Origin of the sequence: Rhizobium sp. BK312, assembly GCF_014193605.1 — a bacterium.
Classification (GTDB): domain Bacteria; phylum Pseudomonadota; class Alphaproteobacteria; order Rhizobiales; family Rhizobiaceae; genus Rhizobium.
The window spans coordinates 77,173-97,614 of the sequence record NZ_JACHZP010000013.1; the positions used below are offsets into that span (position 1 = coordinate 77,173).

General features: G+C 58.5%; 18 protein-coding genes. 14 read left to right on the forward strand and 4 right to left on the reverse strand.

Going from position 1 to position 20,442, the window contains the following annotated elements; genetic code table 11:
• The first annotated feature begins 105 nt into the window (after positions 1–105).
• Positions 106–600, forward strand: coding sequence for a sigma-70 family RNA polymerase sigma factor (locus FHT85_RS27940; RefSeq protein WP_162701062.1), 495 nt, complete (start codon positions 106–108; stop codon positions 598–600).
• Between the two features lie 248 nt (positions 601–848).
• Here FHT85_RS27940 and FHT85_RS27945 read toward each other — a convergent pair whose 3' ends face one another.
• Positions 849–1,109, reverse strand: coding sequence for a hypothetical protein (locus FHT85_RS27945; protein ID WP_162701060.1), 261 nt, complete (start codon positions 1,107–1,109; stop codon positions 849–851).
• A 57-nt stretch (positions 1,110–1,166) separates the two neighbouring features.
• Complete coding sequence (locus tag FHT85_RS27950) at positions 1,167–1,520, reverse strand: hypothetical protein (RefSeq protein WP_112339121.1); 354 nt, start codon at positions 1,518–1,520, stop codon at positions 1,167–1,169.
• 144 nt (positions 1,521–1,664) lie between these two features.
• Between FHT85_RS27950 and FHT85_RS27955 the strand changes: the two genes are divergently transcribed.
• The 4 genes from FHT85_RS27955 to FHT85_RS27970 all read left to right on the forward strand — a co-directional run bounded on the left by FHT85_RS27955 (position 1,665) and on the right by FHT85_RS27970 (position 6,008).
• On the forward strand, positions 1,665–2,309 hold the full coding sequence (locus FHT85_RS27955) for a UdgX family uracil-DNA binding protein (protein ID WP_112339122.1): 645 nt from the start codon (positions 1,665–1,667) through the stop codon (positions 2,307–2,309).
• A 65-nt stretch (positions 2,310–2,374) separates the two neighbouring features.
• Positions 2,375–3,520, forward strand: coding sequence for an HlyD family secretion protein (locus FHT85_RS27960; RefSeq protein WP_112413107.1), 1,146 nt, complete (start codon positions 2,375–2,377; stop codon positions 3,518–3,520).
• A gap of 1 nt (position 3,521) precedes the next feature.
• The gene (locus FHT85_RS27965; RefSeq protein ID WP_112413108.1) at positions 3,522–5,126 is read left to right on the forward strand and encodes a DHA2 family efflux MFS transporter permease subunit; all 1,605 of its coding nucleotides are present in this window, start codon (positions 3,522–3,524) and stop codon (positions 5,124–5,126) included.
• Positions 5,127–5,201: 75 nt separating this feature from the next.
• Entirely contained in the window at positions 5,202–6,008 is an 807-nt protein-coding gene (locus FHT85_RS27970; protein WP_112413109.1) for a Ku protein, read from the forward strand.
• 39 nt (positions 6,009–6,047) lie between these two features.
• Here the strand turns inward: FHT85_RS27970 and ligD are convergent, their stop codons facing one another.
• Entirely contained in the window at positions 6,048–8,624 is a 2,577-nt protein-coding gene (gene ligD / locus FHT85_RS27975) for a DNA ligase D (RefSeq protein ID WP_112413110.1), read from the reverse strand.
• Positions 8,625–8,626: 2 nt separating this feature from the next.
• Positions 8,627–9,514 carry a Ku protein gene (locus FHT85_RS27980; protein ID WP_112413111.1) on the reverse strand — a complete coding sequence of 296 codons (888 nt, stop codon included), beginning with the start codon at positions 9,512–9,514 and terminating at the stop codon, positions 8,627–8,629.
• A 302-nt stretch (positions 9,515–9,816) separates the two neighbouring features.
• Here FHT85_RS27980 and FHT85_RS27985 point away from each other — a divergent pair, with 302 nt between their 5' ends.
• The 9 genes from FHT85_RS27985 (at position 9,817) to FHT85_RS28025 (ending at position 20,210) form a co-directional block, all read left to right on the forward strand.
• A complete protein-coding gene (locus FHT85_RS27985) occupies positions 9,817–10,434 on the forward strand; it encodes a DUF47 family protein (RefSeq protein WP_112413112.1) in 618 nt (205 codons plus the stop codon).
• A complete protein-coding gene (locus FHT85_RS27990) occupies positions 10,434–11,438 on the forward strand; it encodes an inorganic phosphate transporter (protein WP_112401074.1) in 1,005 nt (334 codons plus the stop codon). Before FHT85_RS27985 ends, FHT85_RS27990 begins: the two co-directional genes overlap by 1 nt.
• Positions 11,439–11,580: 142 nt before the next feature.
• The gene (locus FHT85_RS27995; protein ID WP_112413113.1) at positions 11,581–12,681 is read left to right on the forward strand and encodes an LLM class flavin-dependent oxidoreductase; all 1,101 of its coding nucleotides are present in this window, start codon (positions 11,581–11,583) and stop codon (positions 12,679–12,681) included.
• Between the two features lie 128 nt (positions 12,682–12,809).
• Entirely contained in the window at positions 12,810–14,054 is a 1,245-nt protein-coding gene (locus FHT85_RS28000; RefSeq protein WP_112413114.1) for an acyl-CoA dehydrogenase family protein, read from the forward strand.
• Positions 14,051–15,094, forward strand: coding sequence for a ketopantoate reductase family protein (locus tag FHT85_RS28005; protein ID WP_112413115.1), 1,044 nt, complete (start codon positions 14,051–14,053; stop codon positions 15,092–15,094). The genes FHT85_RS28000 and FHT85_RS28005 overlap by 4 nt, the downstream gene beginning before the upstream one ends.
• A gap of 38 nt (positions 15,095–15,132) precedes the next feature.
• Positions 15,133–15,708 carry a TetR/AcrR family transcriptional regulator gene (locus FHT85_RS28010; RefSeq protein ID WP_112413116.1) on the forward strand — a complete coding sequence of 192 codons (576 nt, stop codon included), beginning with the start codon at positions 15,133–15,135 and terminating at the stop codon, positions 15,706–15,708.
• A 58-nt stretch (positions 15,709–15,766) separates the two neighbouring features.
• Positions 15,767–16,369 carry a 2-hydroxychromene-2-carboxylate isomerase gene (locus tag FHT85_RS28015; protein ID WP_112339134.1) on the forward strand — a complete coding sequence of 201 codons (603 nt, stop codon included), beginning with the start codon at positions 15,767–15,769 and terminating at the stop codon, positions 16,367–16,369.
• A gap of 747 nt (positions 16,370–17,116) precedes the next feature.
• Positions 17,117–18,301: a 2-isopropylmalate synthase gene (locus FHT85_RS28020; RefSeq protein ID WP_112413117.1), complete on the forward strand. Its 1,185-nt coding sequence runs from the start codon at positions 17,117–17,119 to the stop codon at positions 18,299–18,301.
• Between the two features lie 133 nt (positions 18,302–18,434).
• Positions 18,435–20,210, forward strand: a complete 1,776-nt coding sequence (locus FHT85_RS28025) for a thiamine pyrophosphate-dependent enzyme (RefSeq protein ID WP_112401080.1) — start codon at positions 18,435–18,437, stop codon at positions 20,208–20,210.
• Positions 20,211–20,442: the final 232 nt, after the last annotated feature.

The window sequence follows — 20,442 nt, forward strand, 5'->3', positions numbered from 1 at the left end:
GCTGACGCGCGTCGCGCCTCGGCAGCAGCCGAGTCCCGGCATTGCGATCCAATGCCGCCGGATACCGCTATGCGCTGCTTCCCAGGGAGAAGGCTTGTGAGCGATATGTACCGAACGGCCGGTCTGCAAGATGAAATCGTTGAGCTTATTCCGGCTCTTCGCGCCTTTGCGCGTAGCTTTCACAGAAATGCCAACGACGCCGATGATCTGGTCCAGGAAACCTTGACGAAAGCGCTGGCCAATCTCGACCAATTCGATCGCGGCACCAGGCTGAAATCCTGGCTGTTCACGATCATGCGCAATACTTTCTGCACCAAATTCCGTATCAACAGGCGCGAAGCGCCCGGCGCCGACAAATGCGTTTCCGGTGAGGGAGTGGCGCAGCCATCACAGGAATGGACCGTTCGCGCGAAAGAGCTCGAGGAGGCATGTAATCTGTTGCCGGAGCATTATCGCTCAGTGCTTCAATACGTTGTCATCGAAGGGCGGTCCTACGATGCTGCCGCGGAAAGATTCGGTTGTGCGATCGGCACGGTGAAAAGCCGGATCAACCGTGCCCGCCAGCAATTGGCGGCGCGCCTCGGCGAAGAGGCTCATTGACGACCTTATTATCCCCCAATCTTGCCCCAGCACGGAGGTTCCGGACCCGATGCGGAGACCTCTGCAGGGCCGCTCTATATCGGAGGATTTGAGGAACAAATGCCAATATCCAGTGTTCGATCCAACGGGAGGCGGACATCCAGAAGAAGAGGCAGGAGATGGGAGGATGGGATGTACGATGTCATTGACGTGGAATTCTCAACGCTTTGGACCAAGCCAGTCCGTCTTGCAGCCAGTGGTCGAGACGATCAGATGATCCGGGGGCCTGAGGCATCAAGAGCTGCTTTCGTGACCGCCTGCCTCGATGCACGCCTGGTGTTGGAGCAGGTATAGCCATGAAAACCGGGAGCGACGATAAGAATTCCGAAGACGAGGCCTATGAGCTCGGCAGAAGGGCCTTTGCGAAAGGGGCGTGCAGCGACAACAATCCATTTCCACAAGGCGATCAACGGCGCGATGAATGGGCGCATGGCTTCACGGATGCGCAGAAGATTCGCAGTGATCAGCATAGGCCGGGCCACCCGCCAAACTGATTGCGCGTAATCGCCAGCGGCAAGGGAGATGCCTTAGCCTCCGCTTTCCCGTTCGTTGATCTCGATCTGGCCTTTCTCCGCCAGGATGGGCAGGGCGATATTGTGTTGTGCCTCGTCCATCTCCTGGACCGTGACCAGCGTTCCTCCCTGTTCCAGCGCCTCCGCATAGGCTATGCGCTGTTCTTCATGAAAGAAGATGCCCGTCAACGCGTCGAGAAAGCCCATATGATCGATTGGCGTTGTATCGGGCCGATTACCGGGCGTCATCGTGATCGCGTCTTTCGGAATGCCAGCATCTACCAGTTCCTGGGCCGCAGCTTCCGCATCATATTCATCAGCGAAGAATGCACTGAGTGCGAAGGGGCCTGGTTTGCTTTGACCGCTCATGAGGAATTCTCCTTTTGCATGTTCCTATCGACCTAACGAATGCCGGTTGCGTGGGTTCCCCGCAGCGGCAAGGTCGGAGCGATGGAACAAACAGAAGAGCGATTAGTTGATCGTTGGAGAATCTGGAACCATTGCGAGCCCCCCATGCTGGAGAGATTTGCTTCGGCCGGCGCAGGCCCTTCGTTAGCGTATGAACATGCAGACGCAGAGACACTCGACGAGCTGCGTGACGATGCGCAATCATGCCAACGCTGCGACCTCTATCGCAACGCCACTCATCTTGTATTCGGCGAAGGGCCTCGCACCGCTGAAATCGTCCTCGTCGGCGAGCAACCCGGCGACAAGGAGGATCAGGCTGCTCGGCCTTTCGTGGGGCCTGCGGGCCGGCTGTTGGATCAATGCCTTGATGAAGCAGGGGTGGATCGCGATCGTTGCTATGTCACCAACGCCGTCAAGCATTTCAAATATCAGATGCGCGGCAAGAAGCGTCTGCACGCTCGGCCGAATGCCGGAGAGATACAACGTTGCGCCTGGTGGTTAGGCGCGGAACTCGAGCTGCTCCAGCCAAAACTGGTCGTCGCCCTCGGCGCAACCGCCGTATCCTCCCTGCTGGGGACGAAGGTGAAGGTCATGCGTGATCGCGGACATATCCTACATTCGTCCGCAAAACTCGATGTTCTCGTGACCATCCATCCCTCGGCGCTGTTGCGGATCAGGGAGGCTGACGAGAGAGAAAGAAACCGGGCCGCCTTCATCCAGGATTTGAAAAAGGTCACGCGCTTTCTATAGGGCTGACCACCTCTTCATTGAACCGCCGAAGTCAGATTGAGCAGGACAAAAGCAAAGGTCATGTCATGGCTGACAATCAATCCACAACCATGGAAACCAGGTCCGACCGGCCGACACAGCAGGTTTCAGATGAAATCGAACGTCAGAAGGAGGCCCGGCAGGAAGCAAAGCGGCCTTCCTTCCTTCGCCGTCATCCCTTCTGGATCCTGTTCGCGGCCGTAGCTCTGGTGGTTCTCATTGCCGCCGGATGGTTCGCCTGGAAGGTGTATTTCTATCCCTACGAGACGACGGACGATGCCTTCGTCGGCGCTCGTAATTTCTCCGTTGCCGCCAAGGTCTCCGGCTACGTTTCCGACGTGCCGGTGACCGACAACCAGCATGTCAAGGCCGGCGATGTCATCCTGCGGATCGAGCCGCGGGATTACCAGATCGCGCTTGACCAGGCAAACGCGCAGATAGAGGCCGCCAAGGCTTCTGTCGAGAGCGCGAGTGCACAGATCGAGGCGGCTGCCGCCTCCGTCGATGTGGCAAAGGCGCAGCTGAATTCGGCCAACGCGGCTCTGCAATATGCGCAGCAGGAGGCCAATCGCCAGCAGCAGCTGGTCAAATCCGGATCGGGCAGCGTGCAGGCGGTACAGCAGGCGGCGTCCACCTTGCAGCAGGATCAGGCAAGCCTTGCCCAGATGCAGGCAAACGTGACTTCCGCCTTGAAGAACAAGGCCGTGGCCGAGGCGCAGAAATCGAGCGCGCTGGCAAGCCTCAAGCAGGCGCAAGCGCAGGCCGAAGAAGCCCAGCAAAATCTCAGCTATACGACGATAACCGCTGCGCAGCCCGGCCGCGTCGTCCGTCTCACCGGCGCAAAGGGCCAGTTCATCGATGCCGGCCAGGCGATCGCGACCTTCGTCCCGGATGAAATCTGGATTACTGCGAATTTCAAGGAAACGCAGCTGACCGACATGCGTCCGGGTCAGCCGGTGGATGTGACGATCGACGCCTATCCGGATCATACGCTGCATGGCAAGGTGGCCTCCGTCCAGCCAGGCTCCGGCACAGCCTTTTCACTCCTGCCGGCGGAAAACGCGACCGGCAACTATGTGAAGGTCACGCAGCGCGTGCCGGTGAAGATCGTCGTTGACCAATGGCCCGCCGATCTCCCCATCGGCCCCGGCATGTCCGTCGTGCCGACGGTCACGGTCCGGCCGAGGAACTGAGATGAGCGGCGCAGCAACGGCAAATGGAGGCGCAGCCTCATCCGAGCGTGTCACGAACCCTTGGCTCATTGCCATCGTCGTGTCGCTCGCGACCTTCATGGAGGTGCTGGATACTACGATCGCCAACGTAGCGCTGCGCTACATTTCCGGCGGTCTTGCCGTCAGTTCCGATGAAGCCTCCTGGGTGGTGACGACGTATCTCGTCTCGAATGCCATCGTGCTCGTTGCCAGCAGCTACTTTGCGGAACGGTTCGGCCGACGGCGTTTTTATCTTCTGTGCCTCGCAACGTTCACCATCGCTTCCATCCTGTGCGGGTTGTCTTGGAACCTCGAGACGTTGCTGATCTTTCGGATGATCCAGGGCTTTGCCGGCGGCGGCATGGTGCCGACCTCGCAGGCGATCCTGGCGGATGCCTTCCCGCCGGCAAAGCGCGGGCAGGCTTTTGCGCTTTTCGGTGTCGCCGTGGTCGTCGCGCCGGTCATCGGCCCGACCCTGGGCGGCTATCTCTCGGATAATCTTTCCTGGCACTGGTGTTTTCTCATCAACGGTCCGGTCGGCGTCTTCGCCTTCATCCTCGTTTATGCCCTGCTCAATGAAACGCCGAAGACGAAGCAGATGCGTGAGGAGTTTCGGCGCAAGGGCGTGCGCTTCGACATTGTCGGTTTTCTGCTGGTTGCGACATTTCTCGGTTCGCTGGAGCTTACGCTCGATCGAGGGCAAACCGATGATTGGTTCGGTTCCAACTTCATCATCCTGACGGCGACGATCTGCCTGCTATCGTTTCTTCTTGCCATTCCATGGGTTCTGACGAAGGCCAATCCGATCATCGATGGCTGGCTGCTCGGCACACGGCAATTCGGCTCCTGCTTCATCGTCATGATGGCGGTCGGCGCGATCCTGATCGCAACGACACAGTTCATCCCTGAAGTCGTGCAGCAGAATTACGGATATACCGCAACATGGGCGGGGTTGGCCTTGTCGCCGGGCGGTCTTGTTACCATGGTCATGATGTTCGTTGCCGGACGCGTCAATTCCGTGATTCAACCGAAATATCTGATTGCCATCGGCGCGGCGATTATTGCGGTATCCATGTGGCAATTGACCAGGCTTTATCCGGGATTGAACTTCAGTTTCTTTGTCTGGTCGCGCCTCTATATAGGACTTGGCCTACCGCTGATCTTCATTCCGATCACCTCGGCTTCCTATTTCGGTCTGAGACCGGAGCAGACCAATCAGGCATCCGCCATGATCAATGCCGCCCGAAATATTGGCGGTTCGATCGGCGTCTGCATTGCGTCGAACGTGCTTGCTCATCGCGAGCAGTGGCACCAGAGCCGGCTCGTCGAGCACATCACGCCATCTTCACCCGCCTATCACGACGCGCTGCAAACCATGACACGCTATTTTGCCGAGAAGGGAGCGACCATGGCGGATGCGAAGGCGCAGGCGACCGCCTGGGTCGGCCAGCAGGTGCAGACCCAGGCGAGCTTCCTGGCCTATATCGATGTATTCCATGTGTTGATGCTGATCGTGCTCTGCGCCATTCCACTCGCCTTGATTCTCAGCAATGTCGATCTCAAGGAGGGCGGCGGTGGCATGCATTGAGTCTCGGCCGCAATAGCGTCATGCCAGGGAACCAGGAAATGCCGGAGATCGTTCCCTTCCTATTGGAGAGAAAACATGGCTCCGCGTTCTTTCTGGAAAGGCTATCTCAAACTGTCGCTGGTGACTTGCCCGGTCGCCATGGCGCCGGCGACAAGTGATAATGAAAAGGTGCGTTTTCACACGCTCAATAGAAAGACAGGCAATCGCATCGTCAGCCAATACGTCGATTCCGTCACGGGCAAGGCTGTGGATGAGGACGATGAAGTGAAAGGCTATGAGCGCGGGGAGAATGACTATGTCATGCTTGAGGATGAGGAACTCGATGCGGTCGGCCTTGAAAGCACCCGGACGATCGATATCGAGATGTTCGTACCGCGCGACAGCATCGAATGGATCTGGTTCGATACGCCGCATTACCTCACGCCCGACGATGCTGTTGGCGAAGAGGCCTACTGCGTGATCCGCGATGCGATGGCTGCAAGCCGAATGGTCGGCATATCCCGGCTCGTCATGTATCGCCGCGAACGTGCCGTCATGCTAGAGCCTAGAGACAAGGGGATCGTCCTTTGGACCCTGCGCTTCGGCGACGAGGTGCGCGATGAACGGAACTATTTTGGAAATACCGGATCAGAGCCGGTGGACGGCAAGCTGATGAAGCTGGTCGGCGAGCTGATAGATGAACGAACGAAACCATGGGACCCGGCGATGGTTTCGGACCCAGTTCAGGAAAAGCTGCTCGATATCATCGCCGCCAAGAAGAAAGGGCGCAAGCGGCCCGCCAAGGCAAAGGTGGAAGAAGCCGCAGCGCCCAGCAACGTCATCAGCATCATGGATGCCCTTCGCAAGAGCCTTTCGCAGGAAAAGGGCGCAAGGAAACGCTAGTCACCTGCGGGCTTTCGCTGTCAGGAAGAAATTTGTTCGTCAAGACTTACGCTTGGTCTTCGCGGACGCCTCGCGCACGGGTTCGGCGGCTTTCCGGAAGTCGGCCCAGGGATCCGAACGGAGCGCGGCAAGCCGCGTCGGCACATTGAGCACGGTGAAATAGTCCGGCCCTATTGCAGGGCTCAACTCCTCCCAGGATAAAGGCATCGAGACCGCGGCGCCCGGCCGTGCACGGGTGGAGTAAGGCGCGACGGCAGTCGAGCCGCGTTGATTTCTCAGATAATCGATCAGGATCTTGCCGCGGCGTTTCGACTTGGTGATGGTGGAAACATAGCGATCTGGGCTGTCGGCCGCCATGGCGTCTGCGATACCCTTGGTAAAGGCCTTGACAGCAGGCCAATCGGCCTTGGCGACCATCGGGCAGACGATGTGCAGCCCTTTTCCGCCCGAAGTCTTCACGAAAGGAACCAGTCCCGTCTGCCTCAGCCGTTCTGCCGTTTCTTCCGCGGCGGCGATGACCTTGCTCCAGGCGACGTCCGGACCTGGATCGAGGTCCATGATGATCATGTCAGGCTTTTCCCAATTGCCGATCATCGATCCCCAGGGATGGATTTCGAGGACTGCCGCCTGCACGAGGCCGATCAGGCCATTCAGGTCATCGATGCTGACATAGGGTTCTTCGTCCTGGGGATCTTTTGCCAATGCGATGTTCCTGTTCATGCCCTTCCAGGCATGCTTCTGGAAGAAATGCTGGCCGGCGACGCCGTTGGGACACCGTACGAGCGCGAGCGGCCGGCCGACGACGAAAGGCCCCATATAGCGCCAGACCTCGGTATAATAATCCGCAAGCCCCGCCTTCGTAACACCTTCGTCAGGCCAATAGAGGCGATCGCCGTGGGTCAAGGATACGTTGCTGCGCGCGGGCTTTTCAGTCGAAGACGTCCTCGTGGATTTCGGTGTTTCGCGAACGATCTCGAGCGGATTCTTGTCTTCTCGCAATCCGCGGAAGGAGGTGTGGCGCAAATGGCCATCTGCCGTCCAGGCGCGAAATTCGACTTCCGCAACCAGTTCAGGCCGCACGAAGCGGACACCGCGATGCTCTTCCGCGGTGAGCTTGGTTGCGAAAGAATTTTCCTTCACTTGCAGGTGGGTTAGCCTTTTGAAGAGCTGCTCGGCGACAGTGTGCGTGTAACCCGTACCGACGCGGCCGACATGTTCGAGCTTGCCATCTTCATAGACGCCGAGCACCAGCGAGCCGATCGCCTTTCGTGACGTTGTCGATGGGACCCAGCCGCCGATCACGAACTCCTGCCGGGAGGAACATTTTGATTTCACCCATGTCTTGCCGCGGCCGGGGCGATATGGATCATCGGCAATCTTCGATACGATCCCTTCCAGGCTCAATCTGCAGGCATGCGACAACAGCAGGTCGCCATTTTCATCAAAATGACTGCTGAAGCGAAGGATCCCGGTTTCGGAGGGAATGATCTTCCGCAGCAATTCCTTGCGGCCGATCAAGGGCGATGCCTTCAGGTCATAGCCGTCGAGATAGAGGAGATCGAAAGCATAGAAGACGAAACGGTCGCTGCGGCCCTCGCTGAGATCCGCTTGCAGGGCAGAGAAATCGGACGCGCCGGCCGCCGGCTCGACGACCAGCTCGCCGTCGATGATTGCGGTGCCGACGGGCAGATCCCGGAAGGCGCTGATAATCTCCTTGCCGAATTTCTGGCTCCAGTCGAGGCCGCTGCGCGTTAGCAGCTTGATGCGGCCTGCCTCGATGCGGACCTCGAGCCGATAGCCATCGAATTTGATTTCGTGAAGCCACCGGGAGCCTGAAGGTGGCTTGGATACCAATGTCGCCAAAGCGGGTTCGACGAAGGATGGCAGAGTAGCCTTGCGGGCACCCTTCAAAGACGAGGGATCAACGGGCGTTGCGTCCGTTTGCGTTGCGGTTTCGCCGGCTTCCTCCTTGGCGGCATCATGCTTCTTGCGGCTGGCCCTGCGACGGATCTTCCCGGTCTTCGAGGACCAGCCCGGCTCTTCGTTCTCGACTTCGTCTATGACACGCCCCGTTTTTGCAGATTCCGGTCGTTCCTCGAGAATATCGGCAGCGCCTTCCGGGCGGGCCGCCTCGTCTTCGCCTTTGATCAACAGCCAGTTTTCCCGCTTCTCACGTGGCTTCCCCGCCATGCGGATCAGATGCCACCGGCCGCCGAGTTTCTTTCCGTGGAGCTCGAATTCGAGATGTCCCTTCGCAAGGCCCTTATGGGGATCGCCAAGCGGCGTCCAAGAGCCCTTGTCCCAGACGATGACGGTCCCGCCGCCATATTCGCCCTTGGGGATCGTGCCTTCGAAATTACCATACTCCAGCGGGTGATCTTCGGTCTGCACCGCCAGCCGCTTTTCGCCGGCTATCAGGCTCGGCCCCTTAGTCACGGCCCAGCTCTTCAAAACCCCGTCCAATTCGAGGCGAAAATCATAGTGGAGCCGGCGCGCATCGTGTTTCTGAATGACGTAGCTGTTGCCGGATACCGCGATCTTTTTTCTGCCGGCTCGCCCTCTCGGCTCGGTGGTCTTGCTGAAATCGCGTTTGCGGTTGTAGGTCTCCAATGCCATCGTCAGCTCGCCTTGCGTTGCGGCCGCGAAGAAGACTTCGTTCGCGATTTGGCCGTCTTGCGGGAGGCCGCGCCCGATTTCCTAGCGGGTTCATTTGCGCTTGCCTTACCTTGGCCACTCATGCCGGCACTCTGGCGTAGAGCCTCCATGAGATCGGTCACCTTGGCGACCTTTGCCGGCTTGCGTTGCGGGATCTTCTTGCCCTCGATCTTGGCCTTTACGAGCTCCGCAAGCGCTGCTTCATAGCGGTCGTCGAATTCGCTCGGATCGAATTTGCCTTTCTTGGTGGTGATGATGTGCTTGGCGAGATCGAGCATTTCGCCTTTGATTTTCATATCGGGCACATCCTCGAAGGCTTCTTTTGCCGAGCGAACCTCGTAGTCGAAATTCAATACCGTCGCGATCAGCCCTTTGCCGTGGGCACGGATCATGACGGTTCGCAGGCGGCGAAACAGAACGGTTTGGGCAATGGCAGCGACCTGCTTCTTGCGCATTCCGTCGCGGATCAATGCGAATGCCTCTTCGCTCGCAGGAGTGGAAGGGGCGAGATAATATGGACGGTCGAAATAGACGTCATCAATGTCGTCGCATGCCATGAAGGCCTTTATCTGCAAGACCTTGTCGCTTTCCGGCACCGCCGCGGCGATTTCCTCAGGCTCAAGAACGATGTAATCATCCTTGTTGAGTTCGTAGCCTTTGACCTGATCCTCGCGCGACACCGGTTTCCCGCTCGCAGCATCTATGAATTCCCGTCGGACGCGATTGCCGGTTGCTCGGTTCAGCGTGTGAAAGGAAATCCGCTCGGAAGTGGAAACTGCCGTATAGAGCGCAACAGCGCAGCCGACCTCCCCGAACTTCAGATATCCTTTCCATTGCGCACGCGCACTCATCAGCGGACTCCATGTCGACGACAGGAAACAAACGGGACCTGGCGGTCATTGTTCCCTGTTGTCCTTGTTTTGTTGGGGAAGCCGACAGAAGCGCATGGCGATTTTGACCCGCTCTATATACGGTTCTTACCTATCGCCCAGGTCTGGGTGTGGCACCTCTATCGGCATCCCAACTCTTGCGAGACTGTCGAAGACCGTGGTTTCGCGGGCACATCGGCTTTTCATGGTGGCCTCCATCATTTATGACGGATTTATGACAACACACGTTCGGAGCGCCGAGAGTGAATTGGTTCCGTAAATTGATGCCCCGGGAAGATCGCTTTTTCGATCTGTTCGGCCGGCATTCCCGTACAATCGTCAGCGCCGCGGAAGCCCTGAACGAACTGCTGAGCGGCAAAGATACCGAGCAGCACTGCAAACGCATCGTCGAACTCGAGAACGAGGCCGATGACATCACGCGCAAAGTTTTGCTTGCGGTACGGCGCAGCTTCATCACGCCTTTTGACCGTGGCGATATCAAGGATCTCATCATGTCAATGGACGACGCGATCGACATGATGCACAAGACGGTCAAGACAATCCGCCTGTTCGAGCAGGATAGCTTCGATTCCGGCATGCAGGAAATGGGCGGCGCGATCGTTCAGGCGGCAAAACTGGTGGCTGATGCAATTCCTCTTCTCGATCGCATGAGCGCCAATTCCTCCCGCCTCAGCGCGCTCACCGAAGAAATTGTTGATGTCGAAGAGCGTTCTGATGAACTCCATGAGCAGGGCCTGAAGGATCTCTTTCGCCGCCATGGCGCAACGAACCCGATGGCCTATATCATTGGCAGCGAGATTTATGGCGAGCTGGAGAAGGTCGTCGACCGGTTCGAAGATGTCGCCAATGAAATCAGCGGCATTGTGATCGAGAACGTCTGATGGAGGCCACCCTCGCTTTTCCGCTGCTGGCGGGTCTCATCGCGGTGGCCTTGTTCTTCGACTTTTTGAACGGACTGCACGATGCCGCCAATTCTATTGCGACCATCGTCTCGACCAGGGTCCTGCGGCCGCAATATGCCGTGCTGTGGGCTGCATTCTTCAATTTTATCGCCTTCCTGTTCTTTGGGCTTCACGTTGCCGAAACCCTCGGCACCGGCATCATCGATCCCAATATCGTTACGCCGCAGGTCATCTTCGCTGCCCTGATGGGGGCGATCGTCTGGAACATCGTGACCTGGGTATTCGGCATTCCATCAAGTTCATCACATGCACTGGTCGGTGGCCTCGTCGGCGCCGGCCTGGCTAAAATCGGCATGGGCGCCATTGTTTGGTCGGGCTTGCTGAAGACGGCCGGCGCCATCGTCATGTCTCCCTTATTGGGCTTCGTTCTCGCGCTTTTCCTCGTGCTGTGCGTGACTTGGATATTCATTCGCCAGACGCCCTTCGCCGTCGATAGCACCTTCCGTGTGCTGCAATTTGTCTCCGCCTCCCTCTATTCCCTTGGTCATGGCGGAAACGACGCTCAGAAGACGATGGGGATCATCGCCGTTCTGCTCTATTCGCAGGGGCATACCGGAGCGGAGTTCCATGTCCCCCTCTGGGTCGTATTGTCCTGTCAGTCCGCGATGGCGCTCGGGACGCTGTTTGGCGGCTGGCGGATCGTGCATACGATGGGTTCGAAGATCACGAGGCTCAATCCAATGCAGGGTTTCTGTGCCGAGACGGGCGGTGCTTTGACATTGTTTGCCGCGACATGGCTCGGCATCCCGGTCTCGACGACCCATACGATCACGGGCGCTATCATCGGTGTCGGCGCTGCCCGGCGCGTCTCCGCAGTTCGCTGGGGATTGGCGGGCAATATTGTCATCGCATGGGTAATAACCCTTCCGGCTGCGGCTGCTATCTCTGCACTCACCTATTGGATGACGAATTGGGTCGGATAGAACTGTGCCTTCAGGATTGAAGACATCTTAAGCACGAATATTCTATAAATTTAGTAGAAAAAGAACGACCTGTCTTTCTGAGGCCGGAGGGTCACGCTAGCATTCTGTCCAAATCCGATGAAGGAAACCATAGGACATCGATATGCCGACCGAATTCATCAGCGTCACTTTTCCGAATGCCTCGACCGAGCTCAATCCTCTGGAAAACCCCGCGCTCGACCCGCAATTCCTAGAGCGCTATGCCCGTTCGCTCGATGATTATGGCTTCAACTATACCCTTATTCCCTACGACAGCGCCTCCTTCGATCCCTTTACCATCGGCGCAACGGTTGCGGCGCACACGAAGAATATCAAGATCATCATCGCCCTTCGTCCGAACACGATCTATCCCACCGTCGCGGCAAAATCGCTCGCCACGCTCGATCAGCTGAGCGGCGGGCGTGTGGTGGTTCACTTCATCGCAGGCGGAAGCGATGAGGAGCAGGCCAAGGAAGGTGATTTCCTTGACAAGCGCCAGCGCTACGAACGGCAGGAGGAGTATATCCGCATTCTGCGACGCGTCTGGCAGTCGAGTGAAGCCTTTGACTTCGATGGCCGCTACTATCAATTCAAGCAGTTCCACAGCCGCGTGCGTCCAGTAAACGGCACCATCCCGGTGTCGGTTGGCGGGTCGTCGGACGATGCCTATCGCATCGGCGGCGCGCTTGCCGATATCTTCGGCCTATGGGGTGAGCCGCTGGCCGAAACCAAGCAGCAAATCGACCGGATCTATGCTGAAGCGGCCCGCGCCGGGCGCAAGGATCGCCCGCGGATCTGGGTGACGTTCCGTCCGATCGTTGCGGAGACCGACGAGCTTGCCTGGGCCAAGGCGCATCACACCCTCGACCTTTTGAAGGAAAATCGCGCAAGGGGCCTTGGCAAAGTGCCGCCATCAGCGCCTTCTCCGCAGAATATCGGCTCGCAGCGCCTGCTTGAGATCGCCTCGCGCGGTGATGTCCATGATCGGGCTCTCTGGTATCCGACGGTGACGGCGACGAATGCGCGCGGCGCCTCCACCGCCCTGGTCGGCTCACCAAGAACGATTGCGGACTCCATTCTCGATTATGTCGATCTCGGCGCGGATCTGATTTCGATCCGAGGCTATGACAACCTGAACGATGCCATCGACTATGGCCGCTATATTCTGCCGCTCGTCAGGGCGGATCTGGCGGCAAGAGAGGCGCCGCAGCAAGCCGTCGCCTGATCCCACATTGTCACGCACCGACAAACAGAATTGGCGAACGCCATTTGGGTTGTGTTCGCAAAGACAGGCCATCGCGCGGCAAACGCCGCGCATGGTGCTCCTGACTGCTTCAAAGAGGCTGATGTAAAGTGTCCTTTAACACCATCGATCTGACGGATGTGACCCGCGAGCTTGCCGCCGCAGCTGCGGCGGCAGATGAGTCCGGCGCCTTCCCCTGGGCCGGCATCGAGGCCGTTCATGCGGCTGGCCTACTCGAAAGCACGGTGGCGACGCGGTTCGGTGGAAAAGGTGCTGGTATTGCCGATGTCGGGCGTATTCTGGCAGCGCTTGGTCGCGGCGATCCTTCGGTCGCCCTGATCAGCGCTATGACCATATTCACCCATCTCGGACAGGCAGCGGGCAACAAATGGCCGGAGCCGCTTTATCGACGTTTGCTCGACGACGCGCGCGATCGGCCGATCCTGCTGAACGCGGCCCGCGTCGAGCCCGAGCTTGGTTCTCCCGCCCGAGGCGGCCTTCCCGACACATTGGCGCGCCGCACCGTCAGTGGATGGGTGATCACAGGGCGCAAGCGTTTCGTGACGGGTGCGCTTGGCCTGACCCACTTCCTCGTCTGGGCACGCACCGATGAGACACCGCAGCGCGTCGGCACTTTCGTCGTTCCGTCGACCCTTCGCGGCATCAAGGTGATCGAGAACTGGAAGAGCCTGGGAATGCGGGCCAGCGGCTCGCACGACGTCGAATTCAAGGATGTCGAGGTGCCGATTGAGGATGTCCTCGATCTTGTCGACGTTTCCGTCGGCACACAGGACAATCGTGCCCATGCCGCCGCTAACGTCGCGCTTACCGCCATATACCTCGGAGCTGCAGAAGCTGCCCAGGAGGCTTTCATCCGTTTCGGTCATGAACGCATCCCCGCCAATCTCGGCGTTCCGATCGCAAAAACGGAAAGGTTCATTTCCGCAGCCGGTGAAATCGACTTGCTCGTGGGCGGCGCGAGACAGATCCTGTTCAACGCGCTCGACCATTCGCTGGGTGAACCTGAAGCGCTCATCAGAGCGCGCCTTCTTGCGGCCCGCAACATACGCGACGCAGTTCAGCTTGCCGTTCGCACGCTCGGCAATCCCGGTCTCAATGGCGATCTCGGGATCGAGCGGCATTTCCGCGACATCCAATCGGTTCTCGTCCACGCGCCTCAGGAAGACACGTCTGTTTCCATTCTAGGGCGCTCGGCCTGTGACAGATGGAGCCGAAAGGCAGAGGAATCGCCTCATCTTTTCGCGGTTGAAAAGGCGTCAGCTGTCTCCCCCAGTTCCCGGCAGACAGAAGACGCGCGGGAGCTCCTGAATGCAGTTTCCGGGCGGCGAGCATGACACGTTACATCATCATCGGAGCAGGCGCCGTCGGTGCGAGCCTTGCCGCGCAGTTTGAGCTTTCGGGGATAGACTACGCCCTTGTCGGACGCGGCGCCCAGATCAGGCATATCGTCGATCATGGCCTCGTCTACCAGCGGCCCGCCGGCACCCGGCAAATCCGGCTGAAAGCCTTCGACGCGACTGAACCGCCATCATTGAGGCAGGGAGACATCCTCCTGCTGACGGTGAAATCGCAGGATGCCGCCGAAGCTCTTGCCTTTTGGGCCTGGCGGCCCGTCGAGCATACCGAGGGACTGACCGCCTCCGCCCTGCCGATCGTCACGTTTCAGAATGGCCTGGCGACGGAAGCGGCGGCTCTTAGGCTATTTCCGAATGTCTACGGCGCCAGCATCCTGACGCCCGCCCGCTTTACGGAAGTCGGTCAAGTCGTGGTCGGGGGCGATCCGCAAGTGGCGATCGTGACTATCGGTCGCTATCCGCAAGGCTCGGACGAGACCGCGGCCAAGATCGTCGCGGATCTTAGCCGGTCGGATTACATTGCCGAGGCAACAAGCGATATCAAGCGATGGAAAGCGGCGAAGCTTCTTCACAACGTGCGCAATGTGTTGGAGCTTTTCGACGGCGCGGACAACGAAAGAGCAACATTCAGCGCGGCCCTTGTCGAGGAGTCCGAAACCGTTCTCAAGGCCGCGGGCTATCGATTTGCATCTCCCTCGGAACGTAAGGTCAGCATAGCGCACTGGAAGATCGCCGAGAATGCCGGTATTCGTCCCGGTCAGCAATCGACGTGGCAAAGTTTCACGCGCGGCGCTTCGAGCGAAGTCGACTATCTGAACGGAGAAATCGTGCTTCTCGGGCGTCTACATGGGATAGTGACGCCCTATAATCGTGCCGCCCAGGAAATTGCCGGATCGGCGGCGCAACAGGGTGGCTTCACGGCGCTCCTTCCTTTCGCTAGTCTGCGCGAGCTTGCCGAGAACTACCTGTCTTTCTCCACTCCCACCCATTCGAGGCCGAAGGCGCACCTGGCGGGCTAGTTCCGAGTTAGTGCGGTGAAGGCATCCGGACCGACGCAATGAAAATTTCAGATCATATCCTAACCACCGCCGGCACCCTTTTTTATAGGGAGGGTATTCGCGCCGTCGGCATCGATCGCATCATCGATGAAGCCGATGTTGCAAAAGCCACGCTCTACCGGCACTTTCCATCCAAGGATCATCTTGTCGCGGCCTACCTGACCGAGCGTCACGAACGCGTCCTTCTCCAGTTGAGAGAGGTCATATCCACCGCAACCCTGCAGCCGCGTGACCAGATTGCCATGACTTTCGAGCGCCTGTTCGAAAAGGCCGACAGTCCGGAGTTTCGCGGCTGCGCTTTCGCGTTGGCGGTTGCCGAGCACGGCGATTCCGAGCGGGTCGTCACTATCGCCCGCGAGCATAAGAATGCGGTGCGCGAGATCTTCCGTTCCGTCATGTCGGCGGCAAGGTGTCCGACCGAGCAGGCGGCTGCGCATCTGTCTCTGCTTTACGAAGGCGCTTTGGCTACGGTCGCTGTCGGCCGCGACCCCCGGTCTGTTCTGATCGCGCGTGATTGCGCGCTGTCCGTTTTCGATATGGCGACCATAGCATCCGGCGTCGCGTGTGACGCGTAAAGGTCGCTCTAGCAATTTAGATCTGTTTCACATTTGATCCCGTCGGGAGGAAAACTTTATGACCAAAACCATCGACTACTTCTTCGGCATCGGATCGCCATGGGCTTATATAGGCTTTGACGCGTTTATCGAACTCGCGGCGCGATCGGGCGCGGAGATCCGCCCTTATCTCATTCCGCTGATCGTCGAAAATGGCGCGATCTACTCGCGTGATCGCCCCGACGCGCGGCGGGCCTACTGGATGAAGGATCTTCGGCGATGGGCCGCTCTTCGCGGCAAGCCGCTCGACTTTACCAACCGGTCGGCGCTGTCCGATCCGACGCCCGCGGGTTTTCTTGTCTTGGCGGCCCAGCTCGATGGGCAGGATTGGACTGCTCTCGCCCGCGCGCTGCAACACGCTTTCTGGGGCACCGCGGCGGATATCGGCAATGCCGATGTGCGAAAGGCGATTGCCGAGGCTGCAGGTTTTGACGGCGCTGCGCTCGAGGCGCGCGCGGCTCGTCCCGATATTGCCGAACTCTGGAGCAGCAATCGCGATGTTGCCAAGGAGGCGGGCGTCTTCGGCCTTCCAACCTTCCGATACGAAGGCGAGCTCTATTGGGGACAGGACAGCCTCCCCTTCCTGGAGCGTCATCTCAGTGGTGAAAAGCTGGTGGCGTGACACAGGGCTGAAAAATAGCGACTTGCTATGGAAGCCGCGCTAGGCAAGAGCTGCCATCGTCCGGCCCGGATGGCTTGGGCGAGGGCAGACGTATGCAATGACATCTTATTATGGTGATCGGCGCAGATACGGGGTCTGCATGACTGGACTGTCTCATGCTGCTCGCGAGCCGGCGACGGTGCCGCTCCCACTATAGCCCTAAAATACCAGCGGCTTGAAGCAAGTGTGGCAAAGTCGATACACTCCTCGCGGGTGGAGCAAAAAAGCCGTAGCTTCCTAAAAATATTCCATAGTTTTCTAAAATACGGCCATCGAGAATGGAGGCATGCTCACGATGGTAACCATTCGGTGCGCTATGGACACTCAATTCTCAGACCTTGAAATATTGGCTCCGAAAATCGAGATGGTCCGGACTGCCTCGCGGCGGCAATTTGCCAGCCATCTGACCGTTGTGGAACCTGGAATTTACTTGCCTGCCGCATCCTGGGGAGATGAAGCTCCCTTTCGATCTCACACATGTTGAATGGAAAAAGTGCTGTCCGAATTGACGGTTTAGTTTGTTCGGTTTCCAGAAGCGAAACCCGGTCGAACGGGATCAGATCTGATAGGAATTGCATGAGATGATCGATGTCGCTGCCGGCGTGAATGTGCCGGAAGCCTCGATTTATACGACCTGCACATGATGCGGTGCAGCTAGCCCTTACGAATTCGTCAATGCCGATGTTTCAATCGATTGGGGAGAGTCGCGTGAGTGCCGAAAAAATCACTATCTTTGACACCACATTGCGGGACGGCGAGCAAAGCCCCGGTATCAACCTCGACACCGGTGAAAAGGTGGAGATCGCGCTTATGCTCGAAGGGCTGAAGGTCGATGTGATCGAGGCTGGCTTTGCCGTCTCCAGTCCCGGAGAATTCGAAGCGATCAAAGCCGTGGCGCGTGTCGTCAAGGACAGCACGATTTGCAGCCTGAGCCGCGCGGTCGAGCGCGACATCGATCTTACGGCGGAGGCCGTTTCCGGTGCGGCATCGTCTCGTATCCACATCGTGCTGGCGACCTCGCCCATTCACATGAAATACAAGCTGCAGATGACACCGGAAAACGTGCTCGAACACGCTGTTCGCGCGGTGGTCCATGCGCGACGCTATTCAGAGGATATCGAATTTTCCTGCGAGGACGCAAGCCGGTCAGAGCTGGAGTTTCTCGCCCGCTTTGTGGAACAGGTGATTGGGGCCGGTGCAACCACGGTCAGCCTGCCGGACACCGTCGGTTACGCCACGCCCGATGAATACGGCAAGCTATTCACCTATCTGCGCAATGTCGTGCCGAATGCTGACAAGGCCGTGTTCTCCGCGCATTGTCATAATGATCTTGGCATGGCTGTTTCCAACTCGCTCGAAGCGACCCGGCAGGGCGCGCGCCAGATCGAATGCACGATCAACGGTATCGGTGAGCGAGCGGGCAATGCGTCGCTTGAGGAGATCGTCATGGCACTGCATACACGCGAGGATTTTTTCCGATGCCGGACGTCCGTTGAAACCCGTCGTTTGACGGCTGCATCCAGGCTCGTCTCGGAGATCACGGGTTTCGTTGTGCAGCCCAACAAGGCGATCGTCGGCAGGAATGCTTTCTCGCATCAGTCCGGTATTCACCAGGATGGCATGCTGAAGAACCCGTTGACCTATCAGATCATGACGGCGGCGGAGGTCGGCGCCGACGAGTATCGGCTGGTGCTCGGAAAGAATTCGGGTCGTAACGGTTTTCGCATGTGCATGCGTTCGCTCGGCGTCGAGTTCGGCTCCGATGCGGATCTCGATCTCGCTTTCTCCCGTTTCAAGGATATCGCCGATCAAAAGGCATCGCTTTGCGATGAGGACCTTCTGGCGACGGTTGCCGGTATGGAAGCGTTCTCCCGCGAAAAACATATCGCGTAATTCTGCTTCCTCAACATGCAACCGGGATCGGCTTGAAGTCGGAACCGCGCTTCCTCCGAGCTCGACCGGTTCGGGGAACGAACGTCAATACGTTGCTGAATTCAGGAAAAGGCCATAGCGGAGAGATGAGCAAATGACGGTGAATCTCACAGTCGAAGCGGCAGGCGATGTTCAGGTAGTCAAGCCGAAAACGGGATATGAATTCCTGATCGATACGCTTGCGACCTGGCATGTGCGTCACTATGCCGGCGTCACGGGTGGAGGGGTCATCCATTTGCTCAAACATCTCGAGCCGATGGTTGTCCCCGACGACGGGGTCGAACGCCCGGTTTTCTTCAATGTCGGAGAGTATGTCGCCGGCTTCATTCCTCTGGGATACTATCTGGCGAGCGGGAAAATCAGTGCAGCCATTGCAACAACGGGAGCCGCAACGCGGCTGCTGACCTGCGGCCTGAGCGATGCGAAATTGCACAATATTCCGGCAATCTACCTGATTCCCCTTAGCCCCGCAGATACGCGATACCGCGCACCGCTGCAGGACACGAGTGCAGACGGGGCCGATGTCGTGGCTCAGTTGAGGGCCGAGTTACCTTCGGGCACATTCGTCTTGAACGATCCGGACAGTATCGAAGAACAACTTGAAGAGGCCCGCAAACAGCTCGATCAGGGCTCGCCGATCGCACTTCTTATGCCGCCGGAGGCACTCGGAAAGGTGGTGCCTGAGCCGGTCCTTACGCCTTGGCGCGGTGACTACGCCCATAAACCGAATAGGATCGACCATGGGTCGCTCGCCCATTTTCTGGCTGAATTTCCGCGGCAATCGGCGGGGCGTCGGGTGATCGTGCTCGCCGGGGAAGAGGCGGCCATGTATCCGTACATGCCTGTCCTCACCACACGTTTGTGTAAAGCGCTACAGGCACCGATCGTCTGGAGCATAAACGGAGCGAATGCGGTGGCGCGCAACAATAGCTTCGGTTTCGGCTATCTGGGATTTGGCGGCAATGATCGCGCAATGCAGCTCTGGAAAAGCCTCGGGCCCGACGATATCGTCATTACGCTCGGGTTTTGCCCTGACGAATATACCCTGAACTTCTCTGACATACCCGCCCATACGACATGGAATTTCACCAACCTGACAGCGCCCTACGGCAGCGTTGGGGGCGAGTTTCGGCATCGTGTGCGCGGCGAATATTTCGATGTTCGAGGCCCGATCGACCAGGTTCTGAGCGAAGCGATCGGCCGCCTTGAGGGTCTTCAGCTGCAGCGCCCTCCCGCGCCGGCCTTTGTGGCTGATCTCAATGATCGCAAGATCTTGCCGCCACGCGCCGGGACGATCGATATCGCCCGATTTTATCAGGAGATCGACTGCCAATGGCAGTCGGGAAGCATCGCATTCGACGATGTCTGCCTTGCCTACAAGGATCGTCAATATGTCACGCAGCGCCCGCATCCGAATGTCCGCTTCCATTCGCTCTATCGCGGTTCGGCAATGGGCGGAGCGTTGGGCGCGGCAATCGGCGCAAAGCTTGCAAAGCCGGAGGCGACAGTCTTCGCTTTTATGGGCGATGGATGCTTCCGGTTGATTGCTGGTTGCCTGGCGGAAGCGCGATCATTGGGGCTAGTTCTGTTCGTGCTGGACAACGGCGCGCTCGGCATCATGGTGCAGGGCCTGCCCGTGGTCATTCCAGACTATTCATCCGATCGCTACCACAGTGACCTCTACCGCATCGACTTTGGGTCAATGGCGCGCGCATGCGGCTGGACAAGCCGGAAGCTGATGCCGGATCTCAGCAACCTGGCCGAGATCATGCGCGAAAGCTACAGCCCCGGTCACCCATCCATCTTGGTCGAGGTGCCGGTAGATGCAGAACAGGTCGTAGGACAAAATCCGCGAGCTAACAATCTGTAGCGCCACACAAGACCATCCCCAATAAGGGCCGCAGTGCATGCGGGGCGAAAAGCGTGATCAGCTGCTGCATCGGTTCGAAACGGCAGGGCGAAGCTAAGACAGATCATAACGACCACCGTCTGCCTGAGACAAAGCCCCCTGGGCGGCATGGCATCATGACAGAACATGAGATCCAGTCGGGAGCGTTGCTATTACCGCATCCTTCGCCGATGCACCCGCCCCTTCCGTGCCG